This is a genomic window from Polyangiaceae bacterium (genome assembly GCA_015075635.1).
Classification (GTDB): Bacteria; Myxococcota_A; Polyangia; order Polyangiales; family Polyangiaceae; genus JADJKB01.
In genome coordinates this window covers 3,057,675-3,077,588 of record JABTUA010000002.1, presented here as the reverse complement: position 1 = coordinate 3,077,588, position 19,914 = coordinate 3,057,675, and the positions used below count along the sequence as shown (strand labels likewise).

At 70.2% G+C, this 19,914-nt stretch carries 13 protein-coding genes; 1 reads left to right on the top strand and 12 read right to left on the bottom strand.

Features of this window, described 5'->3' with window-relative positions; all coding sequences use genetic code 11:
• Positions 1–18: 18 nt before the first annotated feature.
• From HS104_29845 to HS104_29795, 11 genes are all read right to left on the bottom strand, one after another.
• On the bottom strand, positions 19–2,832 hold the full coding sequence (locus HS104_29845; GenBank protein ID MBE7484158.1) for a hypothetical protein: 2,814 nt from the start codon (positions 2,830–2,832) through the stop codon (positions 19–21).
• Entirely contained in the window at positions 2,829–5,564 is a 2,736-nt protein-coding gene (locus tag HS104_29840) for a protein kinase (protein ID MBE7484157.1), read from the bottom strand. Before HS104_29840 ends, HS104_29845 begins: the two co-directional genes overlap by 4 nt.
• 250 nt (positions 5,565–5,814) lie before the next feature.
• Positions 5,815–6,450 (bottom strand): methyltransferase domain-containing protein, encoded by a 636-nt coding sequence (locus tag HS104_29835; protein ID MBE7484156.1) that lies wholly within the window; start codon positions 6,448–6,450, stop codon positions 5,815–5,817.
• A 26-nt stretch (positions 6,451–6,476) separates the two neighbouring features.
• Entirely contained in the window at positions 6,477–7,175 is a 699-nt protein-coding gene (locus tag HS104_29830) for a pirin family protein (protein ID MBE7484155.1), read from the bottom strand.
• Between the two features lie 26 nt (positions 7,176–7,201).
• The gene (locus HS104_29825) at positions 7,202–9,748 is read right to left on the bottom strand and encodes a cation-translocating P-type ATPase (protein ID MBE7484154.1); all 2,547 of its coding nucleotides are present in this window, start codon (positions 9,746–9,748) and stop codon (positions 7,202–7,204) included.
• A gap of 53 nt (positions 9,749–9,801) precedes the next feature.
• On the bottom strand, positions 9,802–10,029 hold the full coding sequence (locus HS104_29820) for a hypothetical protein (GenBank protein MBE7484153.1): 228 nt from the start codon (positions 10,027–10,029) through the stop codon (positions 9,802–9,804).
• A gap of 270 nt (positions 10,030–10,299) precedes the next feature.
• The gene (locus HS104_29815) at positions 10,300–11,451 is read right to left on the bottom strand and encodes an HNH endonuclease (GenBank protein ID MBE7484152.1); all 1,152 of its coding nucleotides are present in this window, start codon (positions 11,449–11,451) and stop codon (positions 10,300–10,302) included.
• A 717-nt stretch (positions 11,452–12,168) separates the two neighbouring features.
• Complete coding sequence (locus HS104_29810; GenBank protein MBE7484151.1) at positions 12,169–12,309, bottom strand: hypothetical protein; 141 nt, start codon at positions 12,307–12,309, stop codon at positions 12,169–12,171.
• Between the two features lie 125 nt (positions 12,310–12,434).
• Entirely contained in the window at positions 12,435–13,253 is an 819-nt protein-coding gene (locus HS104_29805; GenBank protein MBE7484150.1) for a FixH family protein, read from the bottom strand.
• 65 nt (positions 13,254–13,318) lie between these two features.
• A complete protein-coding gene (locus HS104_29800) occupies positions 13,319–14,005 on the bottom strand; it encodes a hypothetical protein (GenBank protein ID MBE7484149.1) in 687 nt (228 codons plus the stop codon).
• Positions 14,006–14,015: 10 nt separating this feature from the next.
• A complete protein-coding gene (locus HS104_29795) occupies positions 14,016–14,219 on the bottom strand; it encodes a hypothetical protein (GenBank protein MBE7484148.1) in 204 nt (67 codons plus the stop codon).
• A gap of 238 nt (positions 14,220–14,457) precedes the next feature.
• Here HS104_29795 and HS104_29790 point away from each other — a divergent pair, with 238 nt between their 5' ends.
• On the top strand, positions 14,458–18,831 hold the full coding sequence (locus HS104_29790; GenBank protein MBE7484147.1) for a CoA activase: 4,374 nt from the start codon (positions 14,458–14,460) through the stop codon (positions 18,829–18,831).
• 3 nt (positions 18,832–18,834) lie between these two features.
• Here HS104_29790 and HS104_29785 read toward each other — a convergent pair whose 3' ends face one another.
• Complete coding sequence (locus HS104_29785; GenBank protein MBE7484146.1) at positions 18,835–19,914, bottom strand: hypothetical protein; 1,080 nt, start codon at positions 19,912–19,914, stop codon at positions 18,835–18,837.

Sequence of the window (19,914 nt, the reverse complement as noted above, 5' to 3'; positions counted from 1 at the left end):
TCGGAGCGAGTCCAGGCGCTACGTCAGGGGCGTGATGCACTGCGTGAGCATGAGCTCGTAGACCACGCGGCGCACCACGTCCGGGTCCTGCCCGGCTTCGATCAGGTCGGGCACCGAGGGCCTCCCGTCTTGAATCGCCGCTGCCACGGCCAGCTCCTGTTCCGAGAAGTCGAACGCCATCAGGTCCGAGTCCTCGTGCAGCTCTAGCCGTGCGCCGCCGAGCTGGGTGAGCAAGCGGTCCATGGCGGCTTCTTCCGGGCGCTCGCGCAGCCCCCGAGTCAGGACCCCGAGCGGCGAGGTCACGCCGGGTACCTCGCCCCAGACCGGCGCGAGCAGGTCGAACCCGTTGTAGAAAGCATACTGGGTCGCGGGCGGAAGCCCGAACAGGAAGCAGAGGCGCTCGGTCAGCTGCTCGTTGCGCACCTCGGCGATCTGCTCGTGCCGCGCCAAGCCGGACTCGAGCAGCTCGCTCTCGAGCGTCGCTTCGTGGATGGGCGGCTGGCTGATGGGATCGCTCTCCAGCTGCGACTGGTCGAGCACGCCGTAGGCGACCAGGAGCGGACCCAGAGCGGCGACTCGAGCGCCGGTGTGGGCCTTGGTCGGGATGCCGTCCTGGAAGAACACGGCGTGCTCGATGGGCGCGTCGCCAGTGAGCTCCGCCGGCTCGGTCAAGATCAGGGTACCGGCGAGCGAGCGCTCCAGGATGTAGAGCAAGACGTTGGAGAAGGGCGTGCGCTCGAGCGAACCGCTGGCGCTCGGCGCGTGCGTGCCTTCCCCCGGACCAGCCTCGTCCGGGCCCTCCGCGGGTGCGAGCGCTGCGGGCGCTCGTCGCCAGGCCGAAGACGGATCGGACGGCTCGACCGGACCGAGCTGCAGCTCGAGCTCTGGGGGAGCCTCGTCGTGCTGCGGCGGCTGCGGCGCGCTCGGCTGGCGCGGCGGCAGAGGCAGGCTCGGCCTCGGTCTCGGCGGGGGCGCGTCGTTTGGATCGGGCTCGTAGTCGTCGGAGCGCGGATCTCGCCTCGAAGGGCGTTCCTCGACCACTTCGATCAGCGACGCGCGTCGCCTCTGGATCCGGACCGAGCCGGGTATTCCCTCCGGAGCCGACGAAAGCCGGCGCTGCGGCGAAGCGCTGTCCGGCGGCAGCTCGACTCCCGACGGAATCCGGCGCTGCGGCGATGCACTCTCCGGCGGCAGCTCGACTCCCGACGGCATTTGGCGCTGGGGAGGAGCGCTCTCCGGCACCGGCTCGCCCGCCGGCCGCAACGTCGGATCGACCTCCGGCACCAGCTCGGGGGGCTCGAGCGGCTCGAGCAACGCCAGCTCTTCGTCTGGCTCCGGCGGCGCGCTCGCCGGCGCGGCGGGAGCGGCAGCCTCTCGGACCGCGTGGCACGCCTGGAGCAGCAGGGGATCGGGGTCGGTGATGACGCGGAGGATCTGCCGGTTCGGATCGCTGGCGAGATCCAGCGCCACCTTCATCCTGAGCGGTTGGCCGTGGGCGTCGTGCACCAAGCGCACCTGGGGGCGTGGATAGTCCGCGGGGTTGTCCGGTGTGCGCAGCACGACGGCCTTCTCGCCGGTCGAGAGCTCCACCGGCGTCCCGCGCGGGAAAACCCCGAGCGCGGCGACGAGCAAGACGAGCATGGCTCGGTCCACCGCGTCGCGAGCCTCCGCCTGCAGCTTCGCCAGGGCGTCGTCCACGGTGGGCGTCTGGCTCGCCGCCAGGTCGGTCTGCATCAGCTCGTCGAAGCGATTCGCGGTCGCCACGATGCGCGCCGCCACCATGGGTTTGTGCGCGCCGTCGTACATCGGCTCGAGCGGACCGAACAGCCTCAGGCAATGCGCCTCGTAGGCGATGACCGTGCGGACCATCGAGGCGTCCCGGAGCTGACCCAGGGCAGTGAGCACCGAAGCGGTCGCTGCCGGCAGCCGCTTCTCCGCCGCGGGCGTCATGCGCGCCACGACCACGTCGTGACCCTTGCCCGCGCTGCCGGTCACCAGAGGCTTGGCCACGTCGAAGAACAGGGCCGACATCGCGATGCGCGAGAGCGTGGCAAGATCGCCGGTGAGCTGGCGTCCCATCGCCACCGCCAAGATCGAGCGGTTGACCGCGCGCCCGGCGGCGTCGTGGTTCAGCGTCCGCATCGCGGTGACGCCCAGGAAGGCAGGGGTCTCCCCCTCCGAGAGCGTGACCAGGCGCTGCGCCAGCCGTTTGGCCTGGTTGGGCAGCTGGTAGCGCGCCGCCATCAGGTTCTCGTAGACCCTGCGCATCACCACCACGGAGGTGGCGTAGGTGCGCAGGATCTGGTCCTCCGGCGACATCTGCTGGTCGTTCTCGTCGAGCCGGGCCGCGCTGACGTAGCGCAGGCGCACCCGGGGCGAGGGCTCGAGCACCCCGTGCTCGGCCTTCGCGTCGTGCGGTGGCTGAAACAGCCGCGCCAGCGCCGTCAGGTCGGCGCGTTCCGCGTCGGTGTGGATGGTCAGCTGCGTCACGCCCAGCCGGCGAACCATCTGGCTGAGCTCCAGGGCAGCTTCGTAGTCCGCGCGCGACGCCTTGAGCAGCTGACCACACACGAACACGGTGCTCTTCGCGAACAGGAGCGTCAGCGGCTCGCCGGTCTCTCTGCCGAACGCCCTGAGCGCGTCGACGGTCTGGTCCAGCTGCTGAAGGACCGCCATGTTGTCCAGGGCGTGGAACTGCACGACCTTGAGCAACCGGAAGATCTGCCGCGCCAGCGAGGAGCCCAGCTCCCGCGCTTGCTGGCGCTGCGCCAGCTCGGCGACGTTCTTCATCACCAGCTGGGACGCTTCCTGGGAGGCTGCCGTCTCGGTCATCGGGCCCCCAGGCGGCGCTTCATCGCCGCTGCCGCCTGCGCCGCCGTGTCACGCACGATTTGGGAGTTCGTCCACTTGCCGGCGGCCTTCTCCAGCTCGGAGATCACCTCTCGACTCGTGCTCAGCCGTTCCAGAAGATGGATCGCCATGATGCGCGTGTCGTCCACCGTGTCGCGGGTGATCATCCCGGATTTCACCGCCAGGTCCTTGGCTAGGCTCTCGGCGCGGACCGGCGAGAGCTCCCACAAGGTCTCCAACGCGAGCAGGCGCTCGTCGTGGGCCAGCTTGTGGAACGCGCCGTCGCCGATCAGTTGAACGAGCGTCGGACCGGCTTCCTTGACCTTGTAGCGGGCCATGGTCCGGAGCACCGCCAGACGCACCGCCTGATCGGGATCCGACAGCAGGCGTGAGAGCTCGTCGCGCAGACCTTCGCTGGACGCCTGCGCTCGCAGCGCGACGGCCTCCACTCTGAGCTCCGGGAAGGCGTTCGACTCCGCGGCCCGGAGCGCGCGCGCCGCGGCTTCCGTTCCGAGCTTGCCGAGCAGCCCGAGGATGGCCTTGCCCTTGGTCAGGTCCGCGTCGCGGAGCAGCGCACCGATTTGCTCTTCGCGGTCTCGGGCGTAGGGCTCGAGATAGTGGAGCAGCGCGTCGCGGATCGGGTCCACGTCCGCGCGGGCGAACGCCGCGAGAACCGCGTCGAAGTGCTCGGGTCCGGCGTTCGAGAGCAGCGCCGCGAGGAGCGGTGCGGTCCGCGTCACCTGCTCACGCTCGCGCTCTGGGACGGCGCGCGCCAGCTCCTTGAGCACGACTCCCACGGTGTCGCCGTCGAGGACCTCGCGCGCGAGCTCCGCCCGAGCCGCCGGCCCGGCTTGGGCGAGGAGCGCCGCGAGCACCGCTACGGTGCGCCCGAGCGCCTGCTCCAGCGCCTGATTCCCCGCCGCTTCGTGCAGCGCGATGCGCATCGGGGTGGAGACCAGCTCGAGGTTCCCGTAGGTCATGGCGTCGTTGGCGGCCTGGGCGAGGACCCGCACGTAGCGCGCCTCCCACTCCGCCTCGGGCATGTCCAGCGCGGCGGCGATCATGCCCTTGGAGCGCTCGTCCAGCGCTGCGACGCCCGCGGAACGCACGGCGCGCAGCGCCATCTGCCGGACGGCGAGCATCGCCGCGCGCTCTTCCAGCGAGAGCGGCTCGGTGTCCAGGTCCGCCTTGCCGAGCGCCGCCCGCGCCGGGCCCTCGAGCACGTCTCTGCTGGTCTCGAGCAGCTCGTCGTACTCCTGGTCCATCTCGTCGGACGCACCAACGGTCAAGAACGAGCTGACGACCTGATAGTGGACGTGCTCGAGCTGCTTCTCCCAGAAGGCCGTGGCCAGGTCGTCTTCCGGCGAGAAGTCGCGCATCGGGTCGCGTCGCAAGAGGTCGAGCAACGTCGCCATCTCGTCGAGCGTCACGCCGGGGGTGACGCTGAAGTTGCGGAAGCCGCTGGCGAACAGGTTGTACGGGATCTCGTCGAAGGGGTGGAGCGGCTCCCAGAGCACCGCGCTCTTCAGCGTGAACGAGTGGGGCTTCACGTCCCAGCGCAGGCCCTCGGGCTCGCGGGCCAAGAAGGCGCTGGCGAGCTCGTGGATGGTCTGGATGTGGCCGTGGGTCACCTTGTGATCGGAGCCGTACTGGCGCACGGCGTTCAAGCCGCGTTCGATGCGCGTGAAGATCTCCTGGAGCTCCTTGGCCAGCGCTTGCTCGGCCGGCGACAGCTCCTGAGCCGCTTCCGGGCTCTCCGCAGTCTCGGCCAGCGCAGACAAGAGCTGGGCCCGGCCGCGGGGTTTCTGCGGCTCGGGCGCGGCCTCGGGCGCGCCCTGCAAGCGGGCGAGCACGGCGGCGATGGCCTCGCGCATCTCCACCGCGGTCTGGAAACGGTTGCGGGGATCCCACTGCAACGCGCGATCGATCAGCGCCACGACCTCGGAGTGCAGGTTCGGCGCCACGGTCGCGATGGACGGCGCGGGGCGGGTCGCGGCGAGCACGAACGCCTCTTGATGCGAGCGCCCTTCCTGGAGGCGCTTTCCGGAGATCGTCGCGTGCAGCATCGCCCCGACCGCGAACAGGTCGGTGCGACCATCGATGCGGTCGGTGGAGCCCAGGGCCTGTTCTGGCGCCATGTAGGCCGGAGTGCCGAGCGCGGTCCCGGCCAGGGTGGGATCGACTCCGGCCTCTCGCTTTCGGGCCACGCCGAAGTCGAGCACCTTCACCGCACCGGACTCCGTGACGAAGATGTTGGCCGGCTTGAGGTCGCGGTGAACGATGCCCTGCTCGTGACACACCGCCAGGAAGTCGAGCACGCAGTCGGCGACCTCCAGCGCGTATTCCACCGGCAAGATGCGCTCGTGTTGCTTCCAGAGCCTCTCCAGCGTCGAGCCGACCAGGAGCTCCATCACGAAGTAGGGGTCGCCGTCTTCGCTGACTCCTTCCTCGTAGATCTCGACCCGGCCCTGATGATCGACGGCTTGGGTCAGGTGCGCCTCGCGGATGAAGCGCTGGCGCACGCCCTCGTTGGTCGCAAAGGCGCTGTGCAGGACCTTGATGGCGACCGGCGTGCCGGCTTCGTCCTGGCTGGCATAGACCGCAGCCATGCCGCCGAACCCGATCAGCTTTTCGAGCGGCCAGCGACCGGCCAGCGTCGTGCCGATGCGCCGCTTGGCGAGGCTGACGTCGTCTTGACCGGACTCGGCTGCCACCGTGCGGCATCATAGTGACAACTGGGCGAGATCGGCGACTGGCGTTTGTGGCCGAATCCGTAGAGCCTCCGACAGTTGCGAGGAGGCTGGGGAGAGCCGCATTGGCTGGCGCCGCAAGGCAGAGGGGTCCGCCGGTCGCTTCGCCTCCGCGGGCTCGGCAGGCAGAGCCCTCCGAGCCCGCCGAAGCGGCGAAGGCGCCGGCGGTGCCAGAAGAGCTGGCCGTCGCCGTGACGTCCGGGCCGAACGCGCGTCAGGCGCCGCGCGCGCGCGCCGCTTCCGTCTTCCTGAGCAGGATCACCCGATAGGCGCCGCGCGCGATGCTAGGCTCGTCGAGCAGGACTTCACAGGGTGCGCCGGCGACGATCTCGCCGAAGTGCCGCGTGATGTCGGTGCCGAACAGCGTCGAGAATTGGTTGGCGAGGCGCCGGCCCAGCGTCCCCCTCCGGCCGTCGGGCAAGAACTTGTCGAACACGACGGCGCGGCCTCCGGGGCGCAGCGCGCGCAACGCTTCGTGCAGACAGGACACGGGATCGGGCACGACACTGAGGATCAGGTTCAAGACCGCGGCGTCGAACGACTCGGGTTCGACCCAGAGCCGCTGGGCGTCGCCTTCTTCGAGCGTGATCTCCCGCCCCGGAAGCGGCAGCTTGGCGCGTGCTCGGGCGAGCATGGGGCCGCTGAGATCGACGCCCAGCGCGGACACGCCCTCGGGCAAGAGCGGGAGATCCGCGCCCGTGCCGACACCCACCAGCAGCACGCGCTCGCCCGCCTCGAGGTCGAGTAGCTGGAGCGCGCGCGTGCGCCCGCGCTGGAACAGCCGCGTGAGCAGCGGATCGTAGATCGGCGACCAGAGCCGGTAGACGACGCGGTTCCAGGAGTCGCGCATGCGCATGGCGGGTCGTGAGAGCCGAGTCAGCTCAGGTCGAACACCAGGACTTCGCCGGCATCCAGTCCTTCGAGGCGCACGCTCGGCTCATCGGAGAGCGCGGCGCCGTCCCCCGCCGAGAGCGCGTGCCCGTTCACCGAGACCGCGCCGCGCGCGACGTGGACCCAGGCGTGACGGCCGGCAGCGAGCGACAGCTCCGCGGACTGACCCTTGTCGAAGGACCCGGAGTGGACGAGTGCGTCGGTGTGGATGGTGACACTGCCATCGCGCCCGTCCGGGGAGGCGATCAAGCAGAGCCGCCCCGCCCGCTCGCCCTCCGGGAAGGCCTTCTGCTCGTAGCCAGGCGTGAGCCCGCTCCGCGCCGGCAGGAGCCAGATTTGGAGGAAGTGAACCAGCTCCGTCTTCGAGTGGTTGTATTCGCTGTGGGTCACGCCGGTGCCGGCGCTCATGCGCTGGACCTCTCCCGGGCGGATCACCGAGCCGTTGCCCATCGAGTCCTTGTGCTCGAGAGCGCCGGCGAGCACGTAGGAGATGATCTCCATGTCGCGGTGCGGGTGAGTGCCGAAGCCGCGACCGGGCTGGACGCGGTCCTCGTTGATCACGCGCAGCTGCCGGAAGCCCATGTGGGCCGGGGCGTAGTAGTCGGCGAACGAGAAGGTGTGGCGGGAGTCGAGCCAGCCGTGATCGGCGTGCCCGCGCTCGGAGCCAGGTCGGAGTTTCAGCATTGGGTCCCGCGCCGAATTATGGGGCCTCAGCGCTCCGACAGCCAGCGTGGAGACACGACCTTGATCAGCTCGAACCAGAGCAAGCACACGGCGCCGGCACCCAGCGCCAAGAGGACGTCGGGCAAGCGCGGGGTGACGAAGTGGAACAGGTCCCGAGCCGGCGGCGCGTAGAGCGCGACCGCGAGCACGACGAGCGCCCCGGCGATGATGAGCCGAGCCGGCCAGTTTCGAGCTCCGAGCGCTCCCCAGAGCGAGCGCGTCCAAGAGCGATTGGTGGCGATCAGCGCGAGGTTGCCGCCGAGCAGCGTGGTGAAGGTGAGGGCACGGGCCTCGGCCTCGGGCGCCCCCCTGCCGAGCGCGAGGCCGAAGACGAGCAGGGCCGCGACGAGCAGGCTCGCTCCTTGGAGCGCGGCCACCCCGACCAGGCGGCCCTGGAACAGCCGCGCCCGAGCGCGCCGGGGTGGGCGCCGCATCACACCCGGGTCTTCGGGCTCGGCCTCGAACGCCACCGAGCACGACGGGTCGATCACGAGCTCGAGAAACACGATGTGCACCGGGTACAGGGCCAGCGGCCAGCCGAGCAGCACCGGGATCAACGACATGCCGGCGATCGGCACGTGGATCGCGATGATGTACGCCATCGCCTTGCGCAGGTTGTCGAAGATGCGCCGGCCCAGGCGCACCGCCGCCACGATGGACGAGAAGTCGTCGTCCGTCAGCACCAGCGCGGCGGCCTCGCGCGCGACGTCGGTGCCGCGTCCGCCCATGGCCACGCCGATGTGAGCGGCCTTGAGCGAGGGCGCGTCGTTCACGCCATCGCCGGTCATGGCCACGATTTCGCCGTTCGCCTTCAGGGCTTGCACCAGGCGGAGCTTCTGCTCCGGCACCGCGCGCGCGAAGACGGTGGTGCGCTGGAGGCGTTCTCGGAGCGCGTCGTCCGACAGCTCGTCCAGCTCGCTGCCGGTGATGAGCTCTCCGGATTCGGGCAGGTGAGCTTCCTTGGCGATGACGCGGGCGGTCTCCGGGTAGTCGCCGGTGATCATCACCACCGAGAGTCCCGCTGCCCGACACTCGTCGACGGCGGCCGGGACGGTCTCGCGCAGTGGGTCGCGTAGCCCGACCAACCCCAACAGCTCGAAGTCGTAGTCGTGTTGCTGGGCCGGGAGCTCGTCTCCGGCGAAGTAGGCGCGGGCTACCGCCAGGACGCGCAGTCCCCGCCCCGCCAGCTCGAGGACGTGACGCTGAACCTCCTCGGCCTCCTGCGGCGCAAGGTGGCAGAGGTCCACGATGGCCTCGGGTGCGCCCTTGGCGGCGATGACGTGACGCTCACCTTCCCGCGCGCGCCAGACCTGCGCCACGCTCAGGAGCTCCGGCGAGAGCGGGTACTCGCGCACCAGCTCCCAGTTGTCGTGAAGGTGCTCGGTGCCCTGAAGCTTTCCCTGGCCGATCGCGTGGAAGGCGATCTCCATCGGGTCGAAGGGATCGCGCTGACTGGCCAGGATGCCGAACTCGACGACGCCGTGGACCGACTCCGGCAGCTCGGCGCCTCCGACCACGTGCCCGCCCCGAGGTGCCCAGAGCTCGGCCACCGTCATGCGGTTCTCGGTCAGCGTGCCCGTCTTGTCGGTGCACAGCACCGTGGCCGCGCCCAAGAGCTCCACCGCGGGCACGCGCCGGGTGAGCACGTTGCGCTTCGAGATGCGCCAGGCGCCCAGCGCCAGAAACACGGTGAGCACGACTGGGAACTCCTCAGGCAGCACGGCCATGGCCAGCGCGAGCCCGGCCAGGAGCCCGCGCAGCCAGTCGCCGCGGGTGAGCCCGTAGACCAGGAGCAAGAGCACGCAGAGCAGGAGTCCGCCGAGCGCCACCCGAGTGACGACGCGGCCGACCTCGTGCTGGAGCGGGCTCCGCTCGTCCTCCAGGCTAGAGAGGGATGTGCCGATCTTGCCGAGCTCGCTGCGGCGCCCGGTCGCGCTGACCCGCGCGACGCCCTGCCCGCGCACGATCAGCGTGCCGCTGAACACGAAGGGGAGGTCGTCCCCGCCTGGCCGCGCGCTGGTCGGCGAGTCTGCGCCCGCGGCCTGCTTGCGCACGGGCACCGACTCGCCGCTGAGCAGCGACTCGTCCACCGACAGGTTGACCGCATCGAGCAAGAGCGCGTCGGCCGGCACGCGGTCCCCCTCGGCCAGCACGATCACGTCGCCCTCCACCACGTCGCGGCCGGCGATGCGCTTCTTCACGCCGTCGCGGATCACCGAGGCGCGTGGGCTCGACAAGTCGCGGAGAGCGGCCAGAGCCCGCTCCGTCTTGCGCTCCTGGTACAGCGTGATGGCGATGATCACCACGACGAACGAGAGCAGGGTGAGCGCCTCGCGCACGTCGCCGAGCAGTAGGTACAGGGCACCGCTCCCCAGCAGCAGGAGCAGCATCGGCTCCTTGAGCACCGCGAGCAGAGTCAGGATGACGCTCTGCTCGCGGTCCGAGGGCAGCTCGTTCGGCCCATCGCGTGCGAGGCGCGCCGCGGCCTCGGCCTCCGACAGGCCGCGTTCGCTGCGAAGCTCGAAGACTGGCACCGCCCCCCACTTCTCGCCGGGGGCGCGGGCGGTCAAGCTGCGTGGCTCAGAGCTCAGTCTCGATCGGTTCTCCGCGAGTCGAGCTGGGTCGCCACCACCGGCGGGGAAGTGGTGACCCGGGGACGGGGCGTCTCGACCTCGACGCGGAGCACGGTCCTGAGATGCTCCCAACCTTCCGGCGCGGCAAGGGCTTCACCGAGGTAGATGCGCCGCACGACGGAGCGACTGTGGTCGAGATCCGTGCTGGTGGCGGCGGCCTGGTCAGGCTCCAGGCCACCCATCCAGCGCACGGCCTCGGTGTGGAGGGAGGGTTGGGTGCTCTTGACCGCAAACAGGTAGTGAAGTCTCGCGCGGGTCGCGGACCTCGTCGAGGCGCGCGTCGCCGAAGCGTTTGACGAGCATGCCGATGACTCTGCGTTGAGTGCGACCTGTTCGAGGCACAGATGAGCTCATTTCCTTCGTCCGCATGCGTGCCCACGGCGCTGCCGCTGACAATGACCACCAAGGGCAATCCGTGCACACCCATTCGACGTGGGTGTGCCCGAACCGTCTCAGGGTGTGAGAATGGCGAGCGTCGCGCGAAGCATCGGCTCGAGCAGCGGCTCCACCTCGCAGAGGCGCGCTTGCTCGACGGCTCGCCGCGCGTCCGCTCGCTTGAACCCCATCCGAACCAGCGCTCCGAGCACCTTTTCGGACACGCCGCCCTCGGGCGCGGGCGTCGGCGCTGGTGGCGCCGGTGGCGTGCTCTGTCTTCGCCTCGCTCGCGCCTCCGAGATCTCGTTCTGGATGTGGTCCTCACCGAAGACCTGGCGCGCTCGGTGGGCGTTGTGAGGTCTGCAAAGCAAGCAGCAGTTGTCCACCGTCGTGGGCCCGCCCTTCGCGAACGGGTCGATGTGCTCGATGGTCAAGAAGCGCGTCGCCGAACACCGCCGCCCTTCGGCGTCGGTGAAGGTGCACTGGTCGCCGTCCCGCTCCCTGACCGCTCGCTGGACTTCCACCGGAACGTGCCGCGAGCCCGGCTTCGTCTCGCGGCGCTTGCGGGGCTTGCCCGCGCCGGCGCGGCGCTTCGTCTCCCGCTCGATGAGCAGGTCCAGCGCGCGCTCGAGGATCGTCGCGAGGTCGCCGCTGGGCACCGTGTGGCTGAGCAGCGCCCGGGCGTGCTCGAGCTTGTCGCGGAACGCGACGCTGGCTGTGAATTCCACGCGAACGCTCTCCGGCGAGAGCGGCTCGACGCGAGGGCGAGGCGCCGAGGCCGGCGGAGCCGGGTTACCTGCCCCAGACCATGTGGACAACTGCCCCTGCACCGGCTCGGGCGTGACCGGGGTGATGGTCGGCGGCACGGCCGGTCGCGGGAACCACCGCGCCAGGAGCTCTTCGAGCTGTCGCTTCGATTTGCCACGCGCCTCCGCGAGGAGCTGCTCGGCGTTGTCGTCCGTCAGGTGGCCGGAGAGCAGGAACAGCCCCGTCAGGTGGAGCTCGCCGCTGGCGAGGTCATCGAGCACCTGGGGGAACTGCTGGGCCAGGCGGGCCACACGCACACGCTTGGTCGCGCTGTCCTCGGAATAGCCGAGGCGCTCGGTGCAGTAGGCGAAGAGGGAGGAACACGCATCGAAATAGACAGTCCGGCCGAGCCGGAGGAACTCGCTTCCGGTCTGCCGCAGTCGCGGAATCGCTGTCGGTGGTGTGGCGTGGAACGGGAACAACACAGCCTGCGGCGGTCGAGCTCTGCCAGGTGGAAGATGACGTTGGCGCACGCCGACCGCTCCGAGCTCACGGCGGCCGAAAGTCGCTCGCGGAGCTCGTGGTCGGAGACCGAAGAGAGCGTTCATGCTTTCTGGCATATCACGCGATTTTCGAGCTCGCTGCTGACACGCTGAGCGCGTTTCGGGCATCTGAACGCGTCGCGCGTCGTCGCGCGCACGAACGCGCACGAGCGCGTCACCACGCGCGAGCGAGAGGCCCTCACCCGCGTGGTCGTCGAACGCGAACGCGCGTCGCTCGAGAATGCGTCAAGAGAAATCGACGTCTCGATGCTCTTTCCTTCAGGTCACCGTACGCTGAAACGCTGCTCGCACGCCCGCAAACAAACGGGCGTGCACGGGATGCCCTTGGTGGTCTTTGTCAGCGGCAGCGCCGTGGGTCCGGAAGCTAGCTCGAGTCCGATGGCGCTCCCTCCAGGCAGCTGCACGCAGTGCCGCACTCGCGGTCATCGAGCTCTGCGTCGTGCACCCACCTCGCCGACTCCGCCAGTGCTCACCGCGCCCCCGAATAGCCACACCCTCCGCTCCAGCGCCGGCCCGTCCTGACCTCCAGTGCGAATTTGCGCCTGCTCGCGCGCCGTACCCGTGACCGTCCTCAACTCTTCGAGAAAGCGTCGCTTCTCAACCTCTGTCCGGCCCGACTACTAGGAAACCAACCCGTCAGCCGGCGATCATCTGGATCTCGACCTTGCAGCCGAGGTCGCCGAGGCGGCGGACGAGGCGGCCGATCGCCTTGGTCTTGTCGCGGCGGTCGAAGTGGTCGGAGCCCAGGTCGTGGTATTCGACGCCGTCGCGGAGCATGAAGTAGACCGCCTGCAGGATTGAGGCGGCAACCGCCAGAATCGCCTTCTTGGCTCCGCGACGTGACTTGATGCGCAGGAACTGGTCCGCGGCCCGCGGATGGAGAACTACCGAGCGGGACTGGCTCAGAGCTCGACTTCGTACGCGACGGAGCCGAGAGCGTTCCCGGCCTGCGCGAAGTCGAAGGCGACCTTCCAGACGCCGGGCATGCTCAGGTTCACGCTGCCGTCGTAGCGGCCGGCGGCGACGTGGGTGGGGTTCACGTTGTCCGCCGAGCCGTGGCCCATGCTGGGCATCTCCGGCGTCAAGACCACGCTCCAGTCCGTGAGCGCCTTCCAGCTCATCCCGCCCATGTCGGCCTTCTCGTGCAGGGTCAGCGTGAACGGGTTCTGCCCCACTGCGAGCGGGGCGGCGAAGTTCAGCGTCACGACGACCTTCTTCTCGCCGCCGCTGCCGTCCGGCACGGACAGGTCCTTGCGCGCGCTCGACTCGGCGACGACCAGGTTCTCGAACACCAGGGCCTGGGCGGCGCCGTCCCCCAGTTCGACGCTCACCTCGTCGCGCCAGCTGTCCGAGGCTCCGCTGGCCATCTGGAAGACCACGAACGCCGGGAACAGTCCCCGGCCGTCGGCGCTCGGGGCCGGCTGCTCGTGGGGGCAGCTGTGCTCCTTGCCCATGGCCTCCATGTGCATGACGGGCAGCTGGGTGATGCTCGCCTGCTTCAGCGACTTCCCGTCGGGGCGTGCGAGCCGGAAGTGGAGCTGATTCAGCCCGACGCGAAGCGCGTCGTCTGCGTAGAGCTCCACGGAGAGGCTGTCCGTGGACTCGACCCCCAGCGAGACCAGGCCCTTGGTCGGGTCCTCGCTGCTCGGCTCTTCGCTAGAAGACCCGCAAGCGATCAGCAGGAACGGCGCCACCAGCGCCAGAAACGGGATCTCTTTCATGGGTGGGATTCATGCCCCGCGGGCGCGTTCGGGCCATGCGACACGATGTCGCACCCTGACGGCGATCACGGGCAGCGCACGCGAGACTCCGCGTCGATGTCGCACTTGGCGTTCGGCGGGCAGCCGCGCTTGGCGTAGCAGCGCTCGCCGTCGCGTCGCACGCTCCGGCCCTTGCCCGCGGGCTCGAGCTCTATGGGTGGCTCCGTCTCCAGACAGCGCGAGGGGGGACACGGCTTCGTTCGCTTGCCGAAGTAAAGGTCGCCGGCGCGCTTCTCGAGCACCACGCGGAGCTGCTCGCCGGCGCGGAGCTCCGGGGCCGTGGCACCGGCGAGCGAGATCGTGATGGTCGCGCCGGCGTGCTCGAGGATCAGGCTCGGAGCACAGTCCGCGCACGCGGGGTAGGGCGGGCACTTGCCGCCGGGCTTGCACGCCGGAGGTTTGGGACAAGGCTTGCACGGCAGCGGCGCGCCGACCTTGCCATCGACGAAGTAGTGGCCGTCGGGGAGGTGCGGGCCGGCGAGGCTCGAGACGTCCGAGTATCCCGGGTTGTCGGCCTTGGGGCCCTCGGGCGGAGCCGGTGCCGGGCTCGCCGGCGCTCCGACACCAGCGTCAGTCACGGGCTCCGGCGCGGGGGTCGGCGGCGGAGCTGGCGCGGTTTCGCGCGGTGACGCCTTCGCCGGCGCCGCGGGCGCCGCCGCCGGCTGCTCCGACGCACACGCCATCAGCAGGAGGCCCAGGCCGGCGGAGCGCATCCAGCCCAGGCTACGCCGGCTTCTCGTAGATCACGAGCGCGCCGAAGCCGCCGCGGGTTTCGGCCTGCGACGCTGGATCGCTCGCGTACTTGATGTCCCCGACCGTGCCGCCTTCGGCGACGATGCGGTCGAGGAGCTGGTTCAGCAGATCTTCGAACTTGCGCGCGTCATGCTCGTAGACGTGCGCGACTCGGAGCAGGCGATCGGGGGACATGACGAGCAGGGGAATGCAGGACACGTGCCCGGCTGATTCGAGCGCTGCTCCGAGCACCCACGCCGCAACCCTTGCGAGCGCTCGGTCACCAGCGCACTGGGTGCGGCGCCGGCTTGCCCGGTCCGGCTGCGCAAGCGCCGGGAACCGCGTCGCCGAAATGACGATCGTCAAGACGGCGAGTCGGTCCACGACTGTCACTGACGCCAGTGTCAGTGGATGGCGTTAGGCTGCCCGCGACATGGCAGAGCGCAGGACGAGGGGCGCGCGCTTCGTCGGTATCGACGTGGGCGCGGAGACCGTGAAGATCGTGGAGCTGGCCCGCGAGGGCGACGGGCTCTGCTGGACGCGACGCCGGAGCGTCGAGCACGACAAGGAGCCGGGTCGCGCCGTGGTCGAAGCGCTCGCGGACTTCGGCTGGGACGATCTCTCGGGCGCGAGCGTGGTCGGGCGTGCGAGCCGCGTGCTCGCGCTCCCGGCGGTGCCGGTGAAGCAGGCCCAGGCAGCCGGCGCGCGCTTCCTGATCGGTGAGGACGACGCCACGGTCGTGAGCATCGGCGCGCACGGCTTCTCGGTGCTGGAGCTGCGCCCGAGCGGCGTCGAGGTCTTCCGGGAGAACTCCCGCTGCTCGCAGGGCACGGGGAACTTCTTGCGCCAGCTCGTGGAGCGCTTCGGGCTCGACATCGAGGCGGCGAGCGAGCTGGTCGAGGGCGTGACGGAGCCCGCGCTTTTGTCGGGTCGCTGCCCCGTGATCCTGAAGACCGACATGACGCACCTCGCGAACAAGGGCGAGGGTCGCGAGCGCATCGTGGCCGGCCTCTACGACGCCGTGTGCGAGAACGTCCAGGTGCTGATCAAGCCGGCGGTGTCGCCCAAGCGCGTGCTCTTGATCGGCGGCGTGGCGCGCTCGCGCCGGGTCCGCGAGCACTTCCGCGGCTTCCTCGGGCGGCACGGCATGGAGCTTCTGGCCACCACCTCGGACGATCACGTCTACGTGGACGCGCTGGGCGCCGCCCTCCGGGCAGCCGAGCGCCCCGCGCGCGTCCCGACCCTCGACCGCCTGCTGGCGCCGGCGCAACACGCGCATCTGGATCGCCTGCCGGCGCTCCGGAGCCAACTCTCCCGGGTCACACGCATGCAGCGCCCGGAGCTCCCGGCCCGGCTCGAGGAGCCGCGGGAGATCATCGCCGGCTTCGACATCGGCTCGACGGGCTCGAAGGTGGTCGCGGTCGATCGCGCGACGCGGCAGCTCTTGTGGGAGGGCTACATCAACACCAACGGCGATCCCATCGGCGCCGCCCAGACGTTGATGCGGATGCTGGGCGAGTCGCCCGCCGGACCGCACGCGCTGGTGGCGTTCGGCGCCACCGGCAGCGGCCGAGAGATCGTGGGGTCCCTGCTCTCGAGCTCCTACGGGGTCGAGCGCGTCTACGTGCTCAACGAGATCGCCGCGCACGCCGAGGGAGCCCTCCACTACGACCCGAGCGTGGACACCATCTTCGAGATCGGCGGGCAGGACGCCAAGTACATCCGCCTCTGCGAAGGGCGCGTGGTGGACGCGGCGATGAACGAGGCGTGCAGCGCCGGTACCGGCTCGTTCATCGAGGAGCAGGGCAAGAAGATCGGCGGCATCGAGAACGTCGTCGAGCTCGGGGAGGCGGCGCTGGCGGCCGAGGGCGGCGTCTCGCTGGGGCAGCACTGCTCGGTGTTCATGGCGGAGATCATCGACGAAGCCGTCGCGGCAGGGGCGGGGACGTCGTCGGTCGTCGCCGGCATCTACGGCTCCGTGATCCAGAACTACCTGAACCGGGTGAAGGGGGCGCGCTCCGTGGGGCAGGTGGTGTTCTGCCAGGGCATGCCGTTCGCCTCGGACGCGCTGGCCGCCGCCGTGGCGCGCGAGACCGGGAGCCGGGTGATCGTGCCGCCGAACCCGGGCACGGTGGGCGCGCTCGGCATCGCGTTGCTCACGCAGAAAGCGATCTCACCGAATGTCACCGGCGGCGTGGAGCCGGCGCGGTTCCTCTCGGCCAAGGTCGTGCGGCGCGACACCTTCGTTTGCCAGAGCAAGAAGGGCTGCGGGGAGCCCGGCAACAAGTGCCGGATCGACCGCGTGGGGACGCTGGTTCAGGACAAGCCGGGGCGCTTCACCTGGGGCGGCAGCTGCTCGCTCTGGGACCGCGGCACGGGCAAGAAGAAGCTGCCCGATCTCGCCCCGGATCCGTTCCGCGATCGCGAGGCCCTGATCGCCGAGCTGGTCGGGCGTGTCAGCGTGGACCGAGGCAAGACCAAGATCGCCCTCACCGACGAGTTCCAGCTCAAGGGACTGTTCCCGTTCTTCGCGACCTTCCTGTTCGAGCTGGGCTTCGACCTGGTCTACGAGCGCGCCTCCGGAGCCAAGACGCTGAAGCGGGGCATCGAGGAGGCGAACGTGCCGTGGTGCGCGCCGATGCAGCTCTATCACGGCCTGGTCGCCAGCATGTCCGAGCGCGGCGCAGCCTGGGTGTTCGCGCCCATGTTGCGCGAGATGCCGCGCTCCGCCGACGAACCCCACGCGGTGGCCTGCCCGGTGGTGCAAGCCAGCCCGGACGTGATGCGGCTGGATCTGGGCGCGGAGCGGGGCGCGCGACTGCTCTCCCCGGTCATCGACTTCGGGGCCGAGGGATTCGAGTCCCGGGAGTTCCTGAGGAGCTGCCAGCGCCTGGCGGAGTCGGTCGGAGTCTCCGGGCTCGCCTGGCTCGGGGCGTATCGGCGCGCCAAGCGCGAGCAGACATCCTTCGACGCAAAGTGCCTGGAGCTCGGCCGGCACGCCCTGGACTTCTGTCGGGAGCACGCCCTGATCCCGGTCGTGGTGCTGGGGCGGCCGTACACGCTCTACAACTCGGTGTTGAACTCCAACGTGCCGCCGCTGCTCCGGGAGCAGGGCGCCATCGCGATCCCCGTGGACTGCTACGAGGTGGAGGCGGACGTCCCGACCTTCGACGGAGTGTACTGGGGGCACGGGCAGAAGAACCTGCGCGCGGCGCACCAGATCCGGCGCACTCCAGGGCTGTACTCGATCTGGTGCAGCAACTACTCGTGCGGACCCGACAGCTTCAACCTGCACTTCTTCGCCTACGCGATGGCGGGCAGGCCCTTCGCGGTGATCGAGACCGATGGGCATGCCGGCGACGCCGGGACCAAGACGCGCATCGAGGCGTTCCTGCACTGCGTCCGCGAGGATCTGGCGCGGGAGCACCGGGCGCCCGCCGAGAGCGATCTCTCCCGGGTGGCTCGACAGCACCACACGCTCGGCGACATCCGGGCGAGCCGCGAGCGCCTGCTGGTGCCGCGCATGGGCGAAGGCGCCGAGGCCATGGCCGCCTGCCTGCGCGGTGTGGGGGTCGAGGCAGAGGTGCTGCCGATCCCCGACCGCGACGCGCTACGCACCGGGCGTCGCCATACCTCGGGCAAGGAGTGCGTGCCGATGACCATCACGCTCGGGAGCTTGCTCGAGCGCGTGGAGCGCGAGCCCAATCCCGACCAGCGCTTCGCCTTCTTCATGCCCACCGCGGACGGGCCGTGCCGGTTCGGCGTCTACAACATCCTGCACCGCATCGTGCTCGAGCGGCTCGGCTCGGCCGACCGTGTTCGCATCTGGTCACCGCGGGACAAGGACTACTTCGACGGCATCCCCGCCGGCTTCTCCGCGCTGGTGATGGCGGGCTTCGCCGCCCACGACATGCTGGAGGCCGCGCTCTACGACGTCAGGCCGGCGGAGGCGGAGCCCGGGCTCGCCGACGCCGTCTTCCGCCGCTACCAGCGCGAGCTGCTCGCACGGCTCGAGCGCGCCGGGGGCGGCGACCTGAGCGTGCCCAGCGCGCTCTGGCAGGTGAGCTCCGGTCGCCTGTTCGGCACCGCGGAGCTCCTCGCGCGCGCCGCGGCGGAGCTCCGAGGGGTGCGGACCGAGCGCCAGCTGCCGACGGTGCTCGTGGTCGGGGAGATCTACGTGCGCTGCGATCCGTTCGCCAACGACTTCTTGATCGAGAAGCTGGAGCAGCGCGGCATTCGCACCCGCTTCGCGCCGTTCACGGAGTGGCTCGAGTACACGGACTACGTGCACAGATCCACGGGCGCCAAGGCCGGGCTGTCGGCTCGGCTGTCGTCCTGGGTGCAGAAGCGCATCATCGAGCAGAGCTACGCGGGCGTGGCCCGGATCCTGGGCTGGCCCGCGCGCATCCCGGTCCAAGAGAGCATCGCCGCCGCCGAGCCCTACGTCCGCGAGGCCCTCACCGGCGAGGCCGTGCTGACCGTGGGCGGCCCGGTGCACGAGTGGCATCAGGGGCTGATCGACGGCGTGGTCAGCGTGGGTCCCCTCGAGTGCATGCCCAACAAGATCGCGGAAGCTCAGTTCTTCCACGTTGCGGAGCGGGAGGGTCTGCCTTCGCTCACCATCCCCGTGAACGGCGACCCGGTGGATCCGGCCATGCTCGACGGCTTCGCCTTCGAGGTGCAGGAGAGCGCGCGCCGCCGTCGCGAGGGCCTCACGCCCCAGCCCGTCCGTCACCGGCGCCGCCTGCGCGTCCTGCCGGGTGACGCGTCGCCCGAGCGCCCGAGCTGCGCGCTGCCCGCGGAGTGAAGCTCAGCGGGCGTGGGCGTACAGCGTGGCCTTGCGCGAGTCGGGATCGTGCTGGGCCCAGTACACGCACTTTTCGTCGAGCGCGATGGCGTCCACGCTGTGACCCCTCGTGATGCTCGCTACGGGCTTCGGCGCGGAGCCGTCGGTGCCGAACGCGACCAGCGTCTCCGTGCCGTCCTTCTCGACCGCCGCGGCGGTGGTGACGATGCCCTTGCCGTCGGCGGCGATGCGCGCGCTCGGGGCGAGGCCCGAGGCGATCTTGCTGACAGCGCCGCCCGACTTCGCGACCTTCATCAGGTGACCCTTCTGCGCCAGGCTGAAGTAGACGTTCGCGTCGTCGATCGCCAGGTCGTAGGCTTTGTCCTGCCCGGTGGCGAGCACCTTGGGCTTGCCGCGGTCCAGGGGGAAGCGCAGCACTCGGTTGGCGCTGGAGTCGGTGACGTAGATCCCCTGCGCGTCCACGGCGATGGCGCTGAAGCCGAACGGCGCGAGCTTGGCTTCGGGGCGCTCGGAGACGTCGAGCTCCTTGGTCGTGCCGCTGCTCTTTTCTGCGCGGATCAGCCGATCGTAGGGGCCGTAGTCGCCGGGCACGCCGTATACGTAGGTGCCGTCGCCGGCGATGCTCTGGGAGGAGAAGGTCTCGGCCAGCACCTTGGCCTCGCCGCCCTCTCTGGGGACGCGCATCAGCCGGATGCCGGAGGTGAAGAACACGCTCGAGGCGTCCACGATGAGCCCGCGCGGCTCCAGCGACAGCGAGGCGAGGTTGGCCGGGCCGCGGCCGTCCTTGCGCGCCCGGCCCAGATCACCTCGGCCGCCGAACAGCTGCCAGGTCGAGTAGTAGACGTGGCCGCCGTCCAGCGCGAAGCCGTGAACGTGGCCGTTCACGCTGCCGAGTGAGACGGAGTCCGTGCCGCTGGCGGTGCAGCCTTGGGGCGGAGCCTCCACCTCCGTCGCGCTCGGCGCCGGCGCCGCGGAGGCGGGCGCCTCGGGCTTCGCCGCCGCCTTCTGTTTGTCTTCGCAGCCCAAGGGCAGCGCGAGGAGCCCGGTCGCGATTACTGCCGAAATCGATCGCCGGCTCGACAT